The 21,189-nt window shown below is 69.8% G+C and carries 19 protein-coding genes; 9 read left to right on the top strand and 10 right to left on the bottom strand.

Annotated elements, in window-relative coordinates; genetic code table 11:
- Positions 1-6: 6 nt before the first annotated feature.
- From OHA64_RS37545 to OHA64_RS37535, 3 genes are read right to left on the bottom strand one after another with little or no spacing between them, the layout of a single operon-like run.
- On the bottom strand, positions 7-537 hold the full coding sequence (locus tag OHA64_RS37545) for a cupin domain-containing protein (protein ID WP_405620973.1): 531 nt from the start codon (positions 535-537) through the stop codon (positions 7-9).
- A gap of 27 nt (positions 538-564) precedes the next feature.
- Entirely contained in the window at positions 565-1,608 is a 1,044-nt protein-coding gene (locus OHA64_RS37540) for a phosphotransferase family protein (protein ID WP_405620971.1), read from the bottom strand.
- On the bottom strand, positions 1,605-2,609 hold the full coding sequence (locus tag OHA64_RS37535; protein WP_405620969.1) for a C-terminal binding protein: 1,005 nt from the start codon (positions 2,607-2,609) through the stop codon (positions 1,605-1,607). Before OHA64_RS37535 ends, OHA64_RS37540 begins: the two co-directional genes overlap by 4 nt.
- Positions 2,610-3,346: 737 nt before the next feature.
- On the opposite strand from OHA64_RS37535, the gene OHA64_RS37530 reads away from it, so the two are divergent.
- The gene (locus tag OHA64_RS37530; protein WP_405620967.1) at positions 3,347-4,630 is read left to right on the top strand and encodes an MFS transporter; all 1,284 of its coding nucleotides are present in this window, start codon (positions 3,347-3,349) and stop codon (positions 4,628-4,630) included.
- A gap of 85 nt (positions 4,631-4,715) precedes the next feature.
- On the opposite strand, the gene OHA64_RS37525 is transcribed toward OHA64_RS37530, so the two are convergent.
- A complete protein-coding gene (locus OHA64_RS37525; RefSeq protein WP_405620965.1) occupies positions 4,716-5,495 on the bottom strand; it encodes a fumarylacetoacetate hydrolase family protein in 780 nt (259 codons plus the stop codon).
- 186 nt (positions 5,496-5,681) lie between these two features.
- Here OHA64_RS37525 and OHA64_RS37520 point away from each other — a divergent pair, with 186 nt between their 5' ends.
- On the top strand, positions 5,682-6,740 hold the full coding sequence (locus OHA64_RS37520) for a LacI family DNA-binding transcriptional regulator (protein WP_405620963.1): 1,059 nt from the start codon (positions 5,682-5,684) through the stop codon (positions 6,738-6,740).
- 119 nt (positions 6,741-6,859) lie between these two features.
- Here OHA64_RS37520 and OHA64_RS37515 read toward each other — a convergent pair whose 3' ends face one another.
- Positions 6,860-7,453 carry an NADPH-dependent FMN reductase gene (locus tag OHA64_RS37515; RefSeq protein WP_405620961.1) on the bottom strand — a complete coding sequence of 198 codons (594 nt, stop codon included), beginning with the start codon at positions 7,451-7,453 and terminating at the stop codon, positions 6,860-6,862.
- A gap of 529 nt (positions 7,454-7,982) precedes the next feature.
- Between OHA64_RS37515 and eno the strand changes: the two genes are divergently transcribed.
- The 6 genes from eno to OHA64_RS37485 all read left to right on the top strand — a co-directional run bounded on the left by eno (position 7,983) and on the right by OHA64_RS37485 (position 14,379).
- The gene (gene eno, locus OHA64_RS37510; RefSeq protein WP_405620959.1) at positions 7,983-9,299 is read left to right on the top strand and encodes a phosphopyruvate hydratase; all 1,317 of its coding nucleotides are present in this window, start codon (positions 7,983-7,985) and stop codon (positions 9,297-9,299) included.
- A gap of 116 nt (positions 9,300-9,415) precedes the next feature.
- Positions 9,416-10,420 (top strand): VOC family protein, encoded by a 1,005-nt coding sequence (locus OHA64_RS37505; protein WP_405620957.1) that lies wholly within the window; start codon positions 9,416-9,418, stop codon positions 10,418-10,420.
- A gap of 32 nt (positions 10,421-10,452) precedes the next feature.
- Positions 10,453-11,004: a carboxymuconolactone decarboxylase family protein gene (locus tag OHA64_RS37500; protein WP_405620955.1), complete on the top strand. Its 552-nt coding sequence runs from the start codon at positions 10,453-10,455 to the stop codon at positions 11,002-11,004.
- Between the two features lie 116 nt (positions 11,005-11,120).
- Complete coding sequence (locus OHA64_RS37495) at positions 11,121-12,218, top strand: alcohol dehydrogenase catalytic domain-containing protein (RefSeq protein WP_405620953.1); 1,098 nt, start codon at positions 11,121-11,123, stop codon at positions 12,216-12,218.
- A 131-nt stretch (positions 12,219-12,349) separates the two neighbouring features.
- The gene (locus tag OHA64_RS37490; RefSeq protein WP_405620951.1) at positions 12,350-13,258 is read left to right on the top strand and encodes a LysR substrate-binding domain-containing protein; all 909 of its coding nucleotides are present in this window, start codon (positions 12,350-12,352) and stop codon (positions 13,256-13,258) included.
- Positions 13,259-13,512: 254 nt separating this feature from the next.
- Entirely contained in the window at positions 13,513-14,379 is an 867-nt protein-coding gene (locus tag OHA64_RS37485) for a 3-hydroxybutyryl-CoA dehydrogenase (RefSeq protein WP_405620949.1), read from the top strand.
- Between the two features lie 246 nt (positions 14,380-14,625).
- Here the strand turns inward: OHA64_RS37485 and OHA64_RS37480 are convergent, their stop codons facing one another.
- The 4 genes from OHA64_RS37480 to OHA64_RS37465 all read right to left on the bottom strand — a co-directional run bounded on the left by OHA64_RS37480 (position 14,626) and on the right by OHA64_RS37465 (position 19,316).
- Complete coding sequence (locus OHA64_RS37480) at positions 14,626-15,804, bottom strand: acyl-CoA dehydrogenase family protein (RefSeq protein WP_405620947.1); 1,179 nt, start codon at positions 15,802-15,804, stop codon at positions 14,626-14,628.
- Between the two features lie 112 nt (positions 15,805-15,916).
- Positions 15,917-17,137, bottom strand: coding sequence for a CaiB/BaiF CoA transferase family protein (locus OHA64_RS37475; RefSeq protein WP_405620945.1), 1,221 nt, complete (start codon positions 17,135-17,137; stop codon positions 15,917-15,919).
- Between the two features lie 59 nt (positions 17,138-17,196).
- On the bottom strand, positions 17,197-17,634 hold the full coding sequence (locus OHA64_RS37470) for a Zn-ribbon domain-containing OB-fold protein (RefSeq protein ID WP_405620943.1): 438 nt from the start codon (positions 17,632-17,634) through the stop codon (positions 17,197-17,199).
- A gap of 203 nt (positions 17,635-17,837) precedes the next feature.
- Positions 17,838-19,316, bottom strand: a complete 1,479-nt coding sequence (locus OHA64_RS37465; RefSeq protein WP_405620941.1) for an MFS transporter — start codon at positions 19,314-19,316, stop codon at positions 17,838-17,840.
- A 96-nt stretch (positions 19,317-19,412) separates the two neighbouring features.
- On the opposite strand from OHA64_RS37465, the gene OHA64_RS37460 reads away from it, so the two are divergent.
- Complete coding sequence (locus OHA64_RS37460) at positions 19,413-19,919, top strand: MarR family winged helix-turn-helix transcriptional regulator (RefSeq protein WP_405620939.1); 507 nt, start codon at positions 19,413-19,415, stop codon at positions 19,917-19,919.
- 41 nt (positions 19,920-19,960) lie between these two features.
- Here the strand turns inward: OHA64_RS37460 and OHA64_RS37455 are convergent, their stop codons facing one another.
- The gene (locus OHA64_RS37455; RefSeq protein WP_405620937.1) at positions 19,961-21,115 is read right to left on the bottom strand and encodes a HoxN/HupN/NixA family nickel/cobalt transporter; all 1,155 of its coding nucleotides are present in this window, start codon (positions 21,113-21,115) and stop codon (positions 19,961-19,963) included.
- Between the last annotated feature and the right edge of the window lie 74 nt (positions 21,116-21,189).

The raw sequence follows: 21,189 nt of genomic DNA, 5'->3' as shown, positions 1-21,189 counted from the left end.
GACGCGTCAGCCGGCGCGTTCGGCGCCGACGAGGACGAAGGCCATCGTGACCGGTCGGTCGCTGCGGTTGCGCCAGCCGTGGCGGGTGCCGTTCTGGATCACGATGTCCCCGGCCGAGAGCCGGGTGAGCTCGCCGTCGTCGAGTTCGAGGACGATCTCGCCGTCCAGCACGATGCCGTAGTCCACGGTCGGCGTGGTGTGCATGCCGTCGGGCTCCATGAGATCCGCGATGCCGGGCGAGTCGGCCCGTTGCTCCTGGTCGAAGGCGACGGGGTCGAACGCCGGGTCGGCCATCGCGGTGTCCGGGGGGAAGGTCAGCACGATGAACCGGGTGCCGCCGGGCGCCGGGAGCAGGCTGGTGACCTTCGGCGTGGGGTCCTGCCCGGTCCGGCCGGCCGGTTCGCCGGGTTCGGTGGCCCACGGCAGGCGGGACACCCAGCCCGGCAGGCTGGTGAACTCCCGACTGCGCGGGACGGGACCGTCGCTGACGACGACCGACCTGCCGTTCTCGTCATGGCCGGTGACGACTCTGCGCATGCGTCTCTCCGTAAGGTGTCAATCGGGTCAGTCGCTGCCCGGCTCGGTCGGGGGCCCGAGCTCGGTCGCCCAGGCGTCCAGGACGTCCGCCACGGTGGGGGCGGGCGCCCGGAGCAGGGCCGCTGCCATCGTGCGTACGAACAGCAGGTCCCGGTCGTCCGTGAGGTACTCCACCGGGGACTTGCCGTCCACCCGTGCGAGCAGCAGTGACGGCAACAGTGACGCGGCCCGCGCCTCGAGGGCCGGCCGGGGCTCCCAGTCGACGCACCGGACGTACTCCTCGGTCAGCGCCCGGGCGGACCGCAGGAGATCGGCGCGGCAGTCGGGCACCACCAGGCTCTTGAGCAGCAGATGGTTGACGCAGAACGCGAGGTCGAAGGCCGGGTCTCCGTACCAGGCGCACTCGGCGTCCAGCAGCACGGGCCCGGAGGGTCCGACGAGGATGTTCTTGGGACTGACGTCTCCGTGCACCAGAACCAGATGTGTCGTGGTCGTGCGGTCGGCGAGGCCCCCGAGGATGTCACTCAGGCCGGGGTGTGCGGCGGCGGTGGCCAGCAGGTACGGCTCGATGCGCAGCGCGTGGAAGTTGTCGTCGGTGGCGAACTCCGCGGCGAGGGCGGCGTCTCCGGCGCTCGCCGCGTGCAGGGTGCCGAGCAGTTCTCCGACGGCCGCCGCGGTCGCCACCCGCACCTCGCCGCGCAGCAGCTGCGTCTTCCACATGGGGTAGTGCTCGGGCGGCAGGAACGCCATCGCGAAGAGGCCGGCCTCGGGGTCGTGGGCCAGCGGTTCGGGCACACTGTCCGGGCGGTGCCGGGACGCGAACCGCATCCACGCCCATTCGTAGGCGTTGCGCGACACCGGTGCCTGCCAGTCGGCGGCGACCTTCAACGTGGCCAGGGCGCGTTTGACGCAGAGGGAACGACCCGGCAGGTCCACTCGCCACAGGTCGGACGAGACGCCACCGGCCAGCGGCGTCCAGCGTGCGGCTTCGTCGGGTACGGCCAGCTTGTGGGCGGTCAGGAAGTCACTCAGCGCGGATTCCGGCGCCGCCTGCGCGGAGGTCCGGCTCATCGCGGGTCCCCCGGCCCGGTGGGCAGACCACGGGGAGTGTTGCAGGCGTGGGCGGGTGCCTCGTCCGCCAGGATCCGTACGACCTCCTCGGCGGCGCGGCGGCGCAGTTCCGTGACCGAGGCGTCGGAGGAGAAGGCGATGTGGGGAGTGAGGAGCGCGCCCGGCTGCTCCAACAGCCCGGCGGGGACGTGCGGTTCGCTCTCCAGGACGTCGAAGGCGGCTCCGGCCAGGTGGCCGCTGTCCAGCGCCTTGACGACCGCGTCGGTGTCCACCAGGCCGCCCCGGCTGACGTTGACCAGCAGGCCGTCCGGTGGCATCAGCGCCAGCTGCTCGGCGCCGATGATGTGGTGCGTGCCGGGTGTGAGCGGCACATGGAGGACGACCACGTCGCTGCGGCGCAGCAGCTCCTCCAGGCCCACCATCTCCACTCCCGGGGCGTCCTTCGGCGGGTACGGGTCGTGGGCCAGGATCCGGCAGCCGAACGCGCCGAGCTTGCGCGCGGTGGCGCGTCCGATGCGCCCGTATCCGACAACGCCGCAGGTCAGCGTGGACAGTCGGCGCAACCGGGCGCCCGCGGGGTTCCAACGGCCGGCGCGGACCTCCCGGTCGGACACCGCCAGACCCCGGGTCCAGGCCAGCACCATGCCGACGGCGTGGTCGGAGACTTCCTCGACGCAGTAGTCCGGCACGTTGGTGACCCACACACCGCGCTCGGTGGCGGCGGACACGGCGATGTTGTCGAGCCCCACCCCGAGCCTGGCGACGATCCGCAGATCCGGCGAGGCGCCGATCGCGGCGGCGGAGACGGGGGCCCAGCAGGTCAGGATCCCGGCGGGCCGGTGCTCGGCGACCAGTTCCTCGATCGCCTCGGCGGGGGCGGGGTCGGCGGGTCCGGCCACCAGGATGTGACCCGCCTCCTCGATGACCGATCGCTCGACGGAGTCGTCGGGCCAGGCGTAGTCGGTGAGCAGCACGGTGCCGGGGCGGCTCGGTGGTTTCATGGCAGGGGGTCCTCGCAGAATCGTGCGGCCGCGGCGGGCGGTCGGGCGGCACGCCCGGTCGCGTCCGATGAGCGGGTCTGATCGTCAGCCGGAAGGACGGTCGCCGGTTGTCCGTTCGGACCGTCGGCCGCCTGGGCGGGGTGGAGGGGGTCACTGGGCTCGGGCGGGGTGTGGTGGGTGCTCTCCGACTTGTGGTCGGTGCGGGCGCCGCGGTACGCCCCTGGAACGGATCACGAGCTATCGGGGCACGTCGAATCACTTTGTCACAGCCACGTGATGCTAACGATAGCATTGAGTGCCTTCGACACGTCAAGAGCGCGAGGGGACGACCGGTCGCCGACCCGCTCGCCACTGGGTCCGTTCGGAGTCGGGAAGCCGGTCACCACGGAAAATCGGGGAACGCGGAAGAAATCCGGTGTTCACATCTTGACGCGCCGGAGATTTCCCCCTCATGGTTCTGCCAGCGCCGACCGTGTGACCGACAAGTGTCCGCACGGGGTCCGGCTGTCGAAGACGCCATAGCCACGGATGTCCCGACGGGCGATATACGGCTGAATTCCGCATGCGGTGTCCGACCGCGCGGCAGCACGTCGCCCCCATTCCATCAGCCGACGACGGCATCGCCGTCGCCGCCTCGAGTCCGTGTTCCGCTCGCCCCTTCTCGCATCGCCGTGCGGCCCCGTACGGCGATGGGTCCGCCGCGGCCTGCCGCGGCCCATTCCCTCTCAGGAGCCGCTATGACTCACGCAGCGCAAGTCGACACCAGTGTGGCGCCCGCCGCCGAACCGCGGGAAAGCAGCCGCGCCCCCATTTCCCGCGTCATGATCGGGCTGGGCTTTCTGCTGGTCGTCCTCTCCTACATGGTCAACGCGATGGACCGGCAGGTCTTCCCGCCCCTGCTGCCGAACATCCGCGCGGAGTACGGCTTCTCCCTGGAGCAGGGCGGGTTGCTGGCGACGAACTTCACCCTCGGCATGGCCCTGGCCGGCCTGCCCGCGGGCTATCTCCTGGACCGCTTCCGCCGCAAGACCGTGCTGCTGGTCAGCATCGTGATCTACTCCCTCGGCACCATGGCCACGCCCCTGGCCACCGGTTTCGCCGACATGACCCTGTACCGGGTGATCTCCGGCTTCGGAGAGGGCATGCAGTCCGCCGCCATCTTCGCGGCGATCGGCGCCTTCTTCGCCCACCGCCGCGGCCTCGCCTTCGGCGTCATCGGCATGGGCTACTCCGTCGGCGTGTTCATCGCCCCGCTCATCGGCGTCCGCCTCATGAGCCTGCACGGCACCTGGCACTCGCCCTTCTACCTGTTCGGTGCGGCCGGGCTGCTGATCGCCACCGCCTCCCTGTTCCTCGTGAAGACCGGTCTGACCGAGCACTCCGCCGAGAAGGTCGTCTCGACCAGGACCTACGAGTACATGCCGGCCTCCGCCTACAACCGCAACACCATCGCCCTGGCCGTTCACTCCGTCGTCAGCGGTGTGGCGATCTACGGGTTCCTCGGCCTCTACCCGACGTACCTCATCACCTCGCTGCACTACACCTCCGAACAGGCCGCACTGGCCATGAGCTGCCTCGGCTTCGGCGGCATGCTGGGCATCCTCGGCGGCTGGCTCGGCGACCGCGTGAACCAGCGCAACCTGCTGATCCTGAGCATGGCCGCCGTCTCCGCCGTCAGCGTGTGTGTCTACGAGACGCATCCCGGAGTCGGCATGCAGTACGCACTCGCCTTCCTCATGGGCGCCTTCGGCCTGGGCTTCATCTACCCCAACACCAACAGCGCGATCCAGCGGGCCGTGCGTCCCGAACAGATCGGACGTGCCTCCGGGCTCTTCGTCACCAGCTACTACGGGACGGCGGCGTTCTCCGGCCTGCTCTTCGCCGCCCTGGTGGACTCCTTCGGCTGGAGCCGGGCAGGGCTGCTCCAGGTCACGGTCCTGCCGCTGGTGGGTGCCGTGGCGCTGGCGTTCGTCCGCCCCTCGCGGTTCAACAACGCGGTCCGCCAGGGCGAACCGTCCTGACCCAGGACCGACACGCCAACGGGGCCTGCCCACCGCCGAGCGGTGGGCAGGCCCCGTTGCGCGGCCGCACCATGGACGTCCGAGGTCAGAGGCTTTCGGCCACTACCGGATTGCGCAGGACGCCGATGCCCTCGATCTCCACCTCGATCACGTCCCCGGGGCGGATCGGCCCGACGCCGGCCGGCGTGCCGGTCATGATCGCGTCCCCGGGCAGCAGTGTCAGGTAGCGGCTCAGGTAGCTGACGAGGTCGGGAACGGCGAGCAGCAGGTCGGAGGTGCTCGCCGACTGCGCGTCGGCGCCGTTCACACGGGTCGTCAGCGACACTGCCGAGGGGTCGAGTTCGGTCGCGATGACCGGCCCGAGGGGAGCGAAGGTGTCCTGCCCCTTGCCGATCAGCAACGTTCCGAACGCGCTTTCCCTGCGCTGGATGATGCGATCGCTGACGTCATTGCCGCACGTATAGCCAAGGATGTACTCAAAGGCTTCCGAGGGCTTCACATGGCGCGCTTCCTTTCCGATGACGACGACCAACTCGCCTTCGAAATGGATCAGTTCACCATCGGACGGATAGACAATGGCGTCATCCGGACCGATCGCCGCGGTGCTCGGCTTCATGAAGCACACGGGAACTTCCGGAACCTCGCGGTCGGTCTCGCCGATGTGCGAGGCGTAGTTGTAGGCGAACCCGAAGATCCGGGGTCGCTCCAGCGGCGCGAGAATTACCACGTCGCCGATTTCGTCGACGCTCCCCGTAGGAGACAGTCCGGTGAAGGGATCACCCTCGAATCTCGCGATCCTGGTATCACCGGTTTCCAGTTCTCCGTAGTGACGCACGCCGCCAACGGCATACCTGACGATCCGCACGGAAACCTCCGCAACTAGGCAGCCGCGGGCGGCTGCACGGCCCATCCAGCAGTGCTAACGTTAGCATAAGGGCGGCGGTCAGCCTGGCACCCTCACCTCTCCAGCCACGGAGCGCGACGAGAATGCTATCGTTGGCACACGGAACGTGACGACGCCTGGATCAGCCGGCTCAAGGGGGCCCACTACGTGATCACGACCAAGGACATCGCCGAGCGCCTCGGAATCTCCGTGTCGACGGTCGGCCGGGCACTCTCCGACGATCCCCGCATCAGCGAGGAGACCAAGTTCCGGGTCCGCCAGGCCGCTTCCGAGATGGGATACGTCGGCAACCGGGCGGCGCGGATGATGCGCGGCGCCTCCAGCAACGTGGTCGCGCTGGTGATCCCGGACATCCGCAACAGCTTCTACTCGACCATCGCGCACGAGCTGTCCAAGAACATGGAGGCCGAGGGCTTCCAGCTGATGCTCGCGGAGACCGACGACGACCGTGCGGTGGAGCTGCGCCATCTGCGCGAGCTGTCCGCCAACCGGGTGGCCGGCGTCATCATCGTGCCCACCGCACGCCCGCACGGCGACTCCGTCAAGCTCCTTCGCGGCCTGCCGCACCTTCAGTTGCTGCGCCGCCACCCGTCGCTCGGTTCCCAGTGGTTCGGTGTGGACGACCACGAGGCGCTGCGCCTGGCCACGGCCCACCTGGTGACGATGGGGCACACGCGCATCGGCTATCTGGGCGGACCCGAGGAACTGCCCACGGGCGCGGAGCGCCTGCGCGGCTTCCGCAGCGCCCTGAGTGAAGGCGGCCTGCCGGACGACGCCGGGCGCACGGAGCTGGGTCCGCCGGCGTCCGTGGACCACGGCCGTCAGGCGGTGCGCCGGCTCCTGAAGGGCCCCGGCGCGCCCACCGCGCTCGTGCTGGGATCGGTTCAACTCACCATCGGGGTCCTGGAGGAACTGTCCGAGCAGGGCGTGAAGGTGCCCGAGGAGCTGTCCGTGGTCGGGTTCGGCGACGAGCCGGGGTTCTCCTGGTGGGGTCCCGGACTGACCACGATCGGGCTGCCGATCCAGGAGATGGCCACCGGCTGCGCGCTGTGGCTGATGCGGCGGCTCAAGACCAAGCCGGGCAACGACGGCCCGTACACGTCGGTCTCCCCCGGATCACTGGTCCTGCGCGGCAGCACGGCGGCCCCTGACGGAAAGACGCCGTCCGGGCCCGCTGGTCCTGCGCGGCAGCACGGCGGCCCCTGACGGAAAGACGCCGTCCGGGCCCGTCTGAGCCAGGGGCGGACCAGGAGAAGCCCAGCGCACCTCACCCGCGAAGGCGCCCGGAGCGATGAGCTCCGGGCGCCTTCGCGTACGAGCGTGGGTCAGTACGTTCCGCCGCACAGCCGCCGCATGACGCGGGCGGTGCGCGCGAGTTCGTCGAGCACCTGCTCGGCAGCGACCTCGTGTATCTTGCCGGGCCGGAAATCGCCGTCCTCGACGAGTTCGCCGACGAACGGGATGCTCACGGTCGGACCGATGGGCAGCATCCTGAGGTTCGCCACGACCTGCTTGCCCATCTGCACCGCCCGGGTGCCCGCCGAGACGCCTCCGTAGCTGACGAACCCGGCCGGCTTGTGCTGCCACTCCGTGACGAGGTAGTCCCACGCGTTCTTCAGCGGGGCGGGGAAGCCGCCGTTGTACTCCGGGGTGACGAAGACGAACGCGTCCGACGCGTCGACGATCCGGCTCCATTCCCGCGTGTGGTCCTTCGTGTACTGCCGCAGAGCCGGCGGATGCGGCTCGTCGAGGAAGGGGAGCGCGAGTTCGTACAGGTCGACGGTGTGCGACTCGAACTGGTCGTGCTCCGCGGCCCGGAGGGCGAACCAGTCCGCGACGGATCTGCCGACGCGTCCGGGGCGCGTGCTGGCCACAACGGTGGTGAGTGTCATGGGCGCCACGGAGGGCTGGGCTGTCATGTCTGACTCGCTTTCCTGTGGTCCGGGATCCGGCCCGGCGGACCCACGCCCCCTGTGCTGTCCGTCCGTCCAGGAGAGCGAGGGTCCGCCGGAGTTCTCGGCGAAGCATCACCGTTGTGCGAACGATAGCATTGCCGCCCGAGCGCACCAACGGAACGAAAACGATCGACGGGACCACGGGATCCGTATACGACAGGACCCTTGACAGAGCGGCCGCCGCTTTGCACGATTGCGCTATCGTTAGCACAACGCCCAGCAAGAGCCGCGGCGCACGAGCAACCCTCCTTCTCGTCCTTCTCGTCCTTCTCGTCCTTCTCGCTCGCGCTCAGCAGCGCAGCAGCGCAGCAGCGCAGCAGCCGATTCAAGTGCCGCCCCGCGGTGCCCGTCCGCGCTCGTTCCTCGGCGCGGACCTCTTCTGTACGCCTTCCGCCGCCTCTGGCTGCGGGGACGCCCTCCGACGACAGGGGCGGGCACCGCTCATCGCCCCGATCGTCCGAAGGCCGTCCGAACTTTGAAAGGTCGCACCGCAATGACAGACGCGCGGATCGCCAAGCTCCATGGCCGCAGGGTGTGGGACTCACGCGGTCGACCGACCGTCGAGGTCGAGGTCCACCTCGCCGACGGCGCGGTCGGGCGGGCCATCGCACCGGCGGGGGCGTCGACGGGTCAGGGCGAGGCACTCGACCTGCGCGACGGCGGCAGCCGCTTCGGCGGGCTGGACGTCCGGCGCGCGGTGGGCTCGGTGAACCACGAGATCGCCCCCGCTCTCCTGGACCGCGACGCGACCGATCAGGAGGCCGTCGACCGACTGCTGGTGGATCTCGACGGCACCCCCGATCGCGGCCGTCTCGGCGGCAACGCGATCGTGGCCACGTCCATGGCCGTGCTGCACGCCGCCGCCGCGTCGGCGGGTGTGCCCTTGTGGCAGCACCTGGCGGGCGGACGCCCGGTCCGCATCCCCCTCCCCGAGATCCAGATCTTCGGCGGCGGCGCCCACGCCGACCGCCGCGTCGACGTCCAGGACTTCATGGTGATGTGCCCCGCGGCGCGGAGCTTCTCCGAGGCCCTGGACTGGACGGCGGAGATCTACCGGGCCGCCGGCGGTCTGATGCGGAAGGCCGGCAAGGCACAGGGGGTCGCCGACGAAGGCGGTTTCTGGCCCGCGTTCGACTCCAACGAGGAGGCGCTGGAGACCCTGACCCGGGCGATCGAGACCGCGGGCTTCGCACCCTCGACCCAGGTCGGCATCTCGCTGGACGTGGCGGCCTCGCAGTTCGGCCGCGGCGGGCGGTACACGCTCGCCCTGGACGACCGCACGCTCGACACCGCCGCCCTGGTCGACATGCTGGGTGACTGGATCGAGCAGTATCCGATCCTGTCCGTCGAGGACCCGGTGGGCGAGGACGACCACGAGGGCATGCTGGAGTTCACCCGGCGCCACGGCCACCGTTGCCAGGTGATCGGCGACGACTACCTGGTCACGAACGCCAAGCGGGTCGAGGCCGCGGCGACCGGCGGAGCCGCGAACGCCGTCCTGATCAAGCCGAACCAGGCCGGTACGGTCACCGAGACGTTCCAGGCCCTGCGCGCCGGAAAGGACGCCGGCTTCGGCACGATCGTCTCGGCGCGTTCCGGGGAGACCGAGGACGTCACCATCGCCCATCTGAGCGTCGGCTGGGACGCGGGCCAGCTGAAAGTGGGCTCTTTCACGCGCTCCGAGAGAATGGCGAAGTGGAATGAGGTTCTGCGCATCGAGGAGTCCCTCGGTGAGTCCGCGGAATTCAGCGGATGGTCCGCATTCACCTTCACCGAGGCCGGCGACGGGTCCTCCGCGACCAAGCCGTAAAAAGGCACGAGATACTACGCGTATCCACGCATCCGCGTATCCACGTAACTCCGTATCCACGTATCGCCGTATCGCCGTCATCGAATTCCAGAGCCGATCCCAGCCCGGAGACCAGCATGCTGCCACCCGTCAATCTGCGCCCGAGTTTCAACATCACCCGCTCCAGTCACGTGCGTCTCACGGTCGCGGATCTGGCCGAGAGCCGGAACTTCTACGTGAACGTGCTGGGGCTGGTCGTCAGCGACGAGGACGAGCGCACCTGCCATCTCCGCGGCCTCGCCGAAGCCTGCCACCACAGCCTCGTCCTGGAGCTGGACGAGGAGGGCGCGGGCAAGTGCCGAAGGATCGGCTTCCGCGTCTTCTTCGACGAGGACCTCGACGTCGCGTACACCTGGTTCCGTGAGCGAGGCCTGCCCGCCGAGTGGGTCGACATGCCGTACCAGGGCCGCACCCTGCACGTCACCGACCCGATCGGCACACCGCTCGAACTGTGCGCGCACATGGAGACCCGGCCCCGGCTGCACATCGACTTCGAGCTCTACAAGGGGGCCCACGCTCAACGGCTGGACCACTACCAGACCTTCGCGCCCGACACCTACGAGCTGTGCGCGTTCTACGGCGAGCTCGGCTTCCGCAACTCGGAGTACCTGGAGCACGGCGACAAACTGCTGGGCGCGTTCATGTACCGCAAGGGCACCTGCCTGGACCTGGCGATCGTCGAGAACACCGGGCCGGCGCTGCACCACTTCGCCTACACCGTCTCCGAGAGCCACGACATCTTCACCGCCTGCGACTGGGCGGGCATCCAGGGCTACGGCGACGGCGTGGAGCGGGGCCCCGGACGTCACGGTCCGGGCGGGATGCTCTTCGCCTACCTGCGCGACCCCGACGGGCACCGGGTGGAGGTCTTCAACAGCCACTACCAGACCATCGACACCGAGATCGAGCCGGTGCGCTGGGACGCGGGATCGCTGAGCACCAACGCCCGCTGGGGGCTGCCGGCCCTGGAGAAGTGGTACTTCGAGGCGTCGCCCTTCGTCGGCGTGAAGCAGATCCCGCCGGCCGAACCGCCGAAGCCGATGTCGTTGGAGCGGTTCCTGCTCGAGCAGTCCGCGCGCTGACCTTCCGTACTTCCAGAGTTCCAGGAGTCACCATGGCACGAGTCCCCTACCTGCACCGCGAGGACGCGGACGCGTCGCAGAAGCCCCTGTACGACCGGCTGGAAGCCGAGCGCAAGGTGCCGACGGCGAACATCTTCCTCGCGCTGGCCAACGCGCCGACCCAGCTGGACGGCTTCCTGACCTACGCCAACTCGCTGCGGGCCGCGGACCTCAGTCCCCAGCTGCGGGAACTGGCGATCCTGACCGTCGGGTACGCGACCCGGTCGGCGTACGAGGTCGCGCACCACCAGTCGCACGGCCTCAAGGCCGGGCTCACCGAGGAGCAGCTCGCGGCGGTCGCCGACTTCGAGTCGTCCGGCCTGTTCGACGGGGCCCAGAAGGCGGTGATGCGCCTCGCCAAGGAGTCCACGCTGCTGGTGGACGTCTCGGAAGAGACATGGCGTGCCGCCGCCGACCATCTGACGGACACACAGATGGTCGAACTGTCGTTGTCCATCGCCTGGTACAACTCCGGCGTTCGCATCATGGGGCTGCTGGACATCGACCTCGAGGACAATTACCCGAACCCTTTCCGCAGTTCGTAGGGAAACGCGCGTAGGGAAAATCGCAGAGAAGTCCTTAGAGAAGTTCGCAGGGAATTTCAACATCCCCGCCCGGCCGCTGGGACGGAGCGGTTTCAAGGAGTATTGCAATGGCGAAAATGCTCGCTGCACGACTGCACGCACTCGGTGAGCCGATGTCCGTGGACACGATCGACGTGCCCACCCCCCGGCCGACCGACGTGCTGGTACGGGTCAAAGCGTGCGGGATCGTGCCGAACATGGCCAATGTGATCAACAACTGGCCGACCTGGTTCCCGCACCAGCCGCTGCCGAAGTTCCCCGCCATCTTCGGCCTGGACGCCGCCGGCGTGGTCGAGCAGGTGGGCGAGGCGGTGCTGCACACCAAGCCGGGTGACCGGGTCTACGTCAACCCCCTGCGTTCCTGCGGCAGTTGTCAGGTGTGCCGGGGCGGTGAACTGAGCCGGTGCCGCTACTTCACCCTGAACGGCTATTTCAGCACCTCCCGTGACGGGCAGCGGATCTTCGACCTCTACCCCTACGGCGGTTTCGCGCAGTACATGACGGCTCCGCAGTACTCGATCGTCAACATCCCGGACACCATGACGTTCGAGCAGGCCGGCAAGCTGGGCTACATCGGCACGTCCTATGGGGCGCTCAAGAACGCGGCGGCCGGCCCCGGCCAGGTCGCGCTCATCGACGGGATCACCGGAACCCTCGGTGTCGCGTCGACCGTGCTCGCGCTCGCCTCCGGCGCCTCCCGGGTCCTCGGGACCGGCCGCAGCGACGAACTCCTCAAGCGGGTCAAGGAACTTGACCCGGAGCGGGTCGAGGTCTTCCGGCTGGGTGAGGGCTCCACCGGTGAGTGGGCGAAGGCCCGCACCGGCGGCGAGGGCGCGGACTACGTGATCAGCGCCCTCGGTGCCAAGGCTCCGGTGGAGACCATGCTCGACTCCATGCAGGGCGTCCGGCGGGGCGGCAGGGTGGTCAACGTCGGCGGTGTGGCCGACCGGCTGCCCGTGGACGTGAAGTGGCTCATGGACGAGCAGGTCCAGCTGATCGGCTCCAACTGGTTCAGCACGGCACAGGGGCAGGAGCTCGCCGACATGGTGGCGACGGGCACCCTGGATCTGTCCTATCTGCAGGCGAAGCCGTTCCCGCTGGACAGGGTCAACGAGGCGATCTCGGGCCTCACGGACCGCGACGGCGGATTCAGCAACTACGTCGTCATCCCCTGACGTCCGACATCCCCAGCTCACCCCGCGGTGTCCTGTCCTGCCCTGACGGCGCCGCGGGGTGCCCATCCCGCCCGGCCGTGTGCACGGCCGGCGGGTACACGGCCGGTGCGTCCGGCAGGACGGAGGAGCCGATGGAACTGCGCTGGCTGGAATCGTTCGTCATCGTCGCGGAGGAACTGCACTTCGCGCGCGCGGCGGATCGGCTGCATCTGGCTCCTTCGGCGCTCAGCGCCCAGGTCAGGGCGCTGGAGTCGCACCTGGGGGTTCGTCTGATCGACCGCGGACGCCGCACCCGCCCGGCGCTCACCAGCGCCGGGAAGCTGTTCCTCGAGGAGGCACGGCTGACCCTCGCGCAGGCCGCCCGGGCGGAGGCGGTGGGCCGACGTGCCGGTCGCGGGGAGCTGGGGCACGCCGAGATCGCCTACGTGGCCTCCGCCGCCTTCTCCGGCGTACTGACCGACGTCCTCACCCGGTGCGCGTCCCTCGACACCCATCTCACCGTGCAGGTACGCGAGTTGGAGACACCGGCCCAGCTGGAGGCGCTGTCCTGCGGCGACATCGACGTCGGTTTCCTGCGCTGGCGGCCGGAGTACCCGGACGGGGTCACGGCCACCTGTCTGCTGACCGAGGACGTCGTCCTGGCGCTGCCGGACGGCGCACCGCTGGCGGCCCACGAGGCGGTACCCGCGGCGCAGTTGCGCCACGAGCAGTTCGTGGCCCCGCACTTCGACGAGGAGTACGGCTGTCGCGACCAGATCCTGGAGGTGGCCGAGCAGGGCGGCTTCAGTCCGCGGTGCGCGCCTCCGGTACGGGACTTCATCGCCGCTCTCACCCTGGTGGGCGGTGGTCTCGCGGTGGCCCTGGTGCCGGCCTCGCTGCGCCGCGTTCGGATACCGGGGGTCGCCTACCGCCCGCTGGCGGACGTGGCGCTGACCACCCGGCTGGTGGGCGCGTACCGCAGGGGCGAGACCTCGCCCGCGGTACGCGGCGTGATCCGCCGTCTGCGGGAGGCGGCTGCCGCCGCGACCGCCGTCAGCTGATGCCACGTTGCCCCGATGACGGCCGGCGGGCCCCCGCCGGCCGTCATCGGCATGGCCGCGTGCGGTACGTCGGCCGATGTCGGCGTGGCCGCGTGCGGTACGTCGGCCGATGTCGAACCGGCGCATGTTTGTGCGCGGAAGACGCACTGTCCTAGCAGGTCAGAGGGGTTGTGCCCGACCTAGGCTCAACACACACCACAGCCCGCCGGGGGGCGATCGACCGCCACGGACCCCAGGGACACTCGGAGGAACACATGACATCGATCAAGCACGTGGGAGTCGTCGGCGCCGGGCAGATGGGCCGGGGCATCACCGAGGTGTGCGCCCGGGCCGGCCTGCACGTCACGTTGTGCGACGTGACCGAGGACAGGGCCCGTGCCGGACTGGCGGGCGTGGCCGACTCCCTGCTCAAGGCGGAGCAGCGCGGCGCCATCGGACCGGACACCCGCGCCCACGCCCTGACCTGCGTCTCGGCCACCGCCGATCTCTCCCGCCTGGCCGGTGCGGACCTGGTCATCGAGGCCGCCGTCGAGGACGAACAGGCCAAGACCGCGCTCTTCAGGCAACTGGACGAAGTGGTCACCGGCCCGGAGGCCGTACTGGCCAGCAACACCTCCTCGATCCCCATCGCCCGACTCGCGGCCTCGACCAGGCGGCCGGAGGCGGTGGTCGGGTTGCACTTCTTCAACCCCGTCCCCGTCATGCCGCTGGTCGAGGTGATCCCCTCGCTGCAAACGTCGAAGGCCACCGAACTGCGCGTACGCGCCTTCGCGGGCGAGATCCTGGGCAAGAAGACGGTCGTGGCGCAGGACCGCGCGGGCTTCGTCGTCAACTCCCTGCTGGTTCCCTACCTGTTGGCGGCCGTGCGGCTGGTCGGCTCCGGCACGGCGACGGCCGAGGACATCGACACGGGGATGACAGCGGGCTGCGCCCACCCGATGGGGCCGCTGCGCCTCGCCGACCTGATCGGCCTGGACACCGTGGCGGCGATAGGCGAGGCGCTGTACGAGGAGCACCGGGAACCGCTGTACGCCCCTCCCCCGTTGCTGCGCCGCATGGTCGAGTCGGGTCTGCTGGGCCGTAAGTCGGGACAGGGGTTCTTCAGCTACCGGGCCGCGTGATGACGTGGGGCCGGGTGGCGTGGGGCCAGGTGGCGTGGGGTCGGGTGGCGTGATGAGCGTCCCACCGGCCCGCTGGCCGGCCCCAGGCCCCACTGCCCCACTGGCCCCACCGGATACAGCGACCCCACCGGAAACAGCGAAACGCGACTCCTGGTGATCAAGGCTGGCAAAGCCTTTGATCACGAACAGGGGTCGCGTTTCGCCGTGCGGTCACTTGTTCACAGGTGTCCCCTCGGCCTCCGACGATCAGCGGAACGCCGGCAGGCCGGTGATCGCCTGGCCCACTACGAGCGTGTGCATCTCACTGGTGCCTTCGTAGGTGAGGACGGACTCCAGGTTGTTGGCGTGGCGCAGCGGCGAGTACTCCAGGGAGATGCCGCCCGCACCCAGGATGGTGCGGCACTCCCGCGCGATGGCGATCGCCTCCCGCACGTTGTTGAGCTTGCCGACGCTGATCTGCTCGGGCCGGATGCGGTGCTGGTCCTTGAGCCGGCCCAGGTGCACGGCGAGCAGTGCGGCATTGCCCACGGACACGCTCATGTCGGCGAGCTTCTTCTGGGTCAGCTGGAAGGCGCTGATCGGCTTGTCGAACTGCACGCGGGAGTCGGCGTACTCGATGGCCGCCTGAAGGGAGTCGCGGGCCGCGCCGACCGCGCCGAACAGGATGCCGAAGCGGGCCTCGTTCAGACAGGACAGCGGTCCGCGCAGGCCCTCCGCGAGGGGCAGCCGCGCCGAGTCGGGCAGCCGTACGTTGTCGAAGTACAGCTCCGAGGTGACGGACGCGCGCAGCGACATCTTCTGCTTGATGTCCTGCGTGGTGAAGCCGGGCGTCCCGCGTGGCACGAGGAAGCCGCGGACGCCGTCCTCGGTCTGTGCCCAGACGGTGGCCACGTCGGCGATGCCGCCGTTGGTGATCCACATCTTGGAGCCGTTGAGGATCCAGTCTCCCCCACTGTCACGGGCAGCCCTGGTGCGCATCCCGGCGGGGTTGCTGCCGAAGTCGGGCTCGGTCAGGCCGAAGCAGCCGATCGACTCACCGGCGGCGAGCCGGGGCAGCCACTCCTGCTTCTGCTCCTGTGAACCCCACTTCCAGATGGAGAACATCGACAGCGAGCCCTGCACCGAGACGAAGCTGCGGAAACCCGAGTCCGCCGCCTCCAGCTCCATGCAGGCGAGCCCGTAGCTGACCGCGTTCGTCCCGGCGCAGCCGTACCCTTCGAGGTGCATGCCGAGCACGCCCAACTTGCCTAGTTCCGGGGCGAGTTCGCGGGCGAAGTGGGCGTTCTCGAACCACTCGCCGATGTGCGGGCGCACCCGGTCGGCGAGGAACTTGGCGACGGTGGCCTGGATCTCGCGTTCCTCGTCGGTGAGGGTGGAGGCGAGGTCGAGCAGGTCGAGGGGGTCCTTCATCGGCTGGCGGCTCATGATGCGCTCCTGAGGGTTGCGGTGGTGGGTTCGGTCGTGGTGGGTTCGGTCGTGGTGGGTTCGGCCGTTGCGGCTGCGCGGGGGACGGTCGGACGACCGGTCTGCCCGGCGCTCAGCCGTGGTCGGAGGCGGGGTGGAAAATCTCCGCGGTGTGCTGGCCCAGGCGCGGCGGTGGCGTGCGGTACCGCGCCGGCGTGCCGCTCAGCGCGATGGGGTTCGCGACCTGGCGCGAGGGGTCGGCGGCTCCTCCGTCGGCGGCTGCGGCGGGGATGTCGACGATGCCGGGGAGGCCGAGTTCGTGGGCGAAGGCGAATGCCTCGTCGAGGGTGTTGACCGGCCCGGCCGGTACCCCCGCGGCCAGCAGGACCGCCGCCCAGTGGTCCGCGCCGGCGGCGCCCAGGCGTTCGGTCAGGATGTCCCGTAGGGCGGCGCGGTGGGCGACCCGGTCGGTGTTGGTGCGGAAGCGGTCCTCGGCGGCGAGAGCGGGATCCCCGACGGCTTGGGCGAGCGCCGCGAACTGGCGGTCGTTGCCCACCGCGATGGCGATCGGGCGATCGGCGGTCGGGAAGGTCTCGTAAGGGGCGATGCTCGGGTGCGCGTTTCCCATGCGGCCCGGGACCACACCGGCGACGGCGAACGCGGACGCCTGGTTGACCATGGCCGACAGCAGCGAGCCGAGCAGGTTCACCTCCACGTGCTGCCCCTCCCCGGTGGCGTCCCGGTGCCGGAGGGCGGCGAGGATGCCGAGCGAGGCGTGCAGGCCGGTGATCACGTCGACCAGGGCGACGCCCGCCTTCACCGGCTCCCCCGCGGCGTCGCCCGTCACGCTCATCAGACCGCCGACGGCCTGTACGAGCAGGTCGTACCCGGGGATCGCCGCGCCCGCGCCGCTGCCGAAGCCGCTGATCGAGCAGTAGACCAACCCCGGGTGCCGGGCACGGAGTTCGCGATGGCCGAGCCCCAGCCGTTCCATCGTGCCGGGGCGGAAGTTCTCCACGAGCACGTCGGACCGGGCGACCAGGGCGCGGGCCTGTTCGAGGCCGGCGTCGGTCGTGAGGTCCAGGACGACGGACCGCTTGTTCCGATTGACGCTCAGGAAATAGGTCGACGTGCCGTCGTGGTCGGCCGGGGGGTGCCAGGACCGGGTGTCGTCCCCGATGTCCGGCCGCTCGACCTTCACCACGTCCGCGCCGAGGTCGGCGAGGAGCATCGTGGCGTAGGGGCCCGCGAGAACCCGGGAGAAGTCGGCGACGCGCACCCCGTCCAGCGCGCCGCGCCCCGCTCCGTCGAGAGCGCGGGCCAGTCCGTCCGGTGCGTTGTGCTGGGTGCCCATGCACCTTCCTCTCTGATCGTCCCGCGTGTGCGAGCGGGCTGCGTCCCGGCCGTTTCGCGTCACCACCAGGGCTCCGGAGACGGTGCCGGGTCGGTGAGTTCGACGCGGGGCAGGCCCTGGCCGAGGGGGGCGACGGGCCGTACGACACTCACCCGTGCCCCCACCGAGACCGCGGCCGGCGCCGACCCGGTGACCTGGCAGAGCAGGTTGAAGCCCTCGTCCATCGCGACGAACCACGTGTTGTGCGGGACGTGGCCGTTGCGGCGCACGACCGCCCCGGCGCCCTCGCTGCGTTCCCGGGTGAAGGCCATGGACCCGCAGCAACGGCAGTACGAACGGCGGTAGTCCGCGGTGCCGCACCAGAGGCAGCGCTGGAAGAGGAGCTCGCCGCAGACCGCCGGCGCGGCGGGTGCGGCCGTGGCCGCGGTGGCGGCCTCGTGGCCGTCTTCCACCTCGGTTTCTTCACGGGTGTGTTCACGGGTGTCTGTCTGGAGCATCACGGCCTCCCGCACGCAGTTCCGCAACCGGAAACCGCTGTCTGGATCCGATGTGGCTCCCTCACCCTGGCCCCGCCGCGGATCGCCGGTCAACGACGTACTGACGCATCTTTGTGCGCGGAATGCGCTCCGTTCGCTGAGGTCAGAGCAGGTTTCCGAGGGTTACTGTCGCTGGGCGCGGTCACCAGCGCACGCGGCCGGCTTCAGGCGTCGACGACCGGTGTGGCGGGCGACGTGGCCTTGGTGAAGCACGGCAGAGCGGCGGCGCCGAACGCGAGCAGGGCGACGACGCCCATCTGCACGTACTCGACTCCGGCGAAGGCTTGGGCCACGTTGTGCGGCGCCAGGGCCAGGTAGAGCGTGCCGAGGGTCGCCACACCTAGGGCGAGGCCGCTCTGCTGCAGGGTGATCAGTACTCCGCTGCCGATACCGGCCAGGTGTGTGGGGACGTCGGCGAGCACGCTGCGGAACAGGCCGGCGAACAGCATCGACTGGCCGGCGCCGATCAGGGCGAGTGGTACTGCCATCGACCACAGGCTGACGTGCGGCCAGTTGCCGAGCAAAACCGTCACCAGGGCTACCAGACCCGCGAGTTGGACGACGGCGCCGGCTGACAGCGCCGCCCGGCCGAACCGTGTGATCACTCGGGGTGCGATCAGTGAACCGGCGAAGAAGAGCAGGGCCATCGGCAGGATCGCCAGCCCGCTGTGCAGCGCGTCGGCGTGCAGTCCGTTCTGGACGGTGAGGGCGAACACGAACATGAACGCGCCGAAGCCGACGCTGAACGCGAACACCATCGCCAGTCCGCGGGCCATCGACGGCAGGCGCAGCAGGGACGGCGGCAGCAGCGGGACCTCGCCGCGCCGCTCGGTCCGCTGCTCCACGACGTAGGTGACGGCGCCCAGGACCGCCGCGACGGCGAGCAGCAGCCAGGTCCACCAGGGCCAGCCCAGGGAGTGCCCCTCGGTCAACGGCACCAGCAGGGCCGTGAGGGTGGCGGCGAACAGCACGGTGCCGGGCAGGTCGATGCCGACCGGGTGGTGCGAGCGAGTGTCCGGCATCATCCGCGCCGCCATCAGCAGTACGACCACGCCGATGGGCACGTTGACCAGGAAGATCGGCCGCCAGGACGTGCCGGCGATGTCCGCGCTGACCAGCAGGCCGCCCACCAACTGCCCGACCACGGCGGCGATGCCGGAGGTCGCGCCGTACAGGGCCACGGCACGAGCCTTGCGCTCTCCTTCCAGGGCGTGGTGGAAGGTCGCCAGTACCTGGGGGATGAGCAGGGCGGCGGTGGCGCCCTGGACGATGCGGGCCGCGATCAGCGCGCCCACGCTCGGGGCTACACCGCAGGCCAGCGACGCCAGCACGAAGCCCACGAGGGCGCCGAGGAAGACACGGCGGCGGCCGTAGCGGTCGCCCAGCCGTCCGCCGAGGACGAGCAGGGTCGCGTACGCGACGCCGTATCCGGCGATGACCAGTTCCAGGGCGGACGCGGAGGCGTGCAGCGAGGCGTCAATGCTGGGCAGGGCCACGTTGGTGATGAAGAAGTCCATGATCGGCAGAAACGCGCCCGCCAGGAGGATGAACACCCCGGCCGGGGGCAGGTGGCCGACTCTGGCCGCGGCGTGGGGCGAGAGTGCGCCTGCCCGGGCATGCCGGGCGGAAGTGGTTGTCGTCATGACAGCTCCCAGGGAACGAATTATGACTTCATAACTATGAAGTCATAACAAGTATGCCCTCATAACTATGGGCCGACAACCCCGTACCCTGGAACCGTGACGGAGGATCAAGCGCACCAGACGGGCCCGACGGTCGAACCGGACAACGAGCAGCGGTGGGCGGAACTGGCCGACCTCGTGCTGATCATCAGCAGGGAGATCCAGTTCCGCGGCTACACCGACGAGCGGGCCGTTCCGCTCTCACCGTCCGAGGGCATGGTGATGCGCTACCTGCAGCGCGAGCCCGCCGCTCCTCCCAGCCGCATCGCCACCGCGACCGGACTGCAGCGCACCAACCTCTCCACCGTCCTGGGCGGACTGGAGCGCAAAGGCCTCGTGGAGCGACGCGCCGACCCGGGAGACGGCCGCGGCGTCACCGTCCACACCACCGAACACGGACGCGCCAACTACGCCCTGGTCCGGCGGGAGTGGGCCACGGCCGTCTCCGGGGCCACCGACCACGACACCGCGCACCTCGACGCCGCTCTCACCCTGCTCACCGCTGTGGAGACCGGACTGGCCACGACGCGACCGGCTCCAGGTCCCGCTGCGCGGCGTCGCTGACGTCCTTCGCCTGCACCTCGGGCCTGCCGGCCGGTCGAAGGCTACTCGGCCGCCTGTTCGGCGGGCTGGGCCAGGCCCGCCGTCCACTTCTCCTCGATGCGGCCGTACTTCCACACCAGCAGGGCGACGGCCCAGGTGACGAAGAACAGGCCGACGATGACGTACCCGATGATGTTGAGGTCCAGTCCGGAGACCCAGTCCCAGAAGGCGCCGTGCAGGCCGGCCCGCTCCGCGATCAGGCCCAGCAGTTCGACGGTGCCGATGATGAGGGCGACGGCGACCGACAGCCCGGTGATGGTGAGGTTGTAGTAGACCTTGCGGACCGGCTTGGAGAACGCCCAGCCGTAGGCGAAGTTCATGAACGACCCGTCGATCGTGTCGAGCAGCGACATGCCGGCCGCGAAGAGGACGGGTAGGCACAGGATCGCGTACCAGGGCAGCCCGGAGGCCGCGCCCGAGCCGGCCAGGACGAGGAGCGCGATCTCGGTCGCGGTGTCGAAGCCGAGGCCGAACAGGAGCCCCAGCGGGTACATCTGCCACGGCTTGGTGATCGACTTCATCAGGCGGCCGAGGACGCGGTTCATGAAGCCCCGTTTGTCGAGCTGCTCCTCCAGGGCCGCCTCGTCGAAGTGGCCGGAGCGCATCTGCCGGAAGACCTTCCAGATCCCCGCCATGATCACCAGGTTGATGACGGCGATGACGTACAGGAAGGTCCCCGAGACGGTCGTGCCGACCCAGCCGGTGACGCTGTGCAGGGAGGAGCCGTCGTTCGCCACCGGCCCGGCCAGCGCCTTGACGCCGAGGGACAGCAGGAAGGCAAGCACGAAGACGATGCTGGAGTGGCCAAGCGAGAACCAGAAGCCGACGGACAGCGGGCGTTGCCCTTCGTTCATCAGCTTGCGGGTCGTGTTGTCGATGGCCGCGATGTGGTCGGCGTCGAAGGCGTGCCGCATGCCCAGCGTGTACGCGGTGACACCGATGCCGACACCGAAGGTCTTCGTACCCAGGCTGTGGTGCTCGGGGGCGACCACCGCCACGAGCGTGAACCAGCCGATGACGTGCAGCGCCACGACGAACGCGGCCATCCCGCCGAGGCTCGCCCATTCCTCGCGGGTCATCGACGTACGGATGCGGTGCCACGAGACACCGCGTCCGCCGGTCGGTGTCCGCCGGGCGGGATCCGGAGCGGTGGTCATGGGGACGTGGACCTCACTTACTGACGAGCGGCCGGTTCCAGCCGCACGCCCCAGGTTTGTGCGAAGAGTTCGCA

It is taken from the genome of Streptomyces sp. NBC_00076 (assembly GCF_045041235.1).
Lineage (GTDB): Bacteria > Actinomycetota > Actinomycetes > Streptomycetales > Streptomycetaceae > Streptomyces.
The sequence above is the reverse complement of the archived record's forward strand: the minus strand, read 5'-3'. Positions and strand labels throughout refer to the sequence as shown.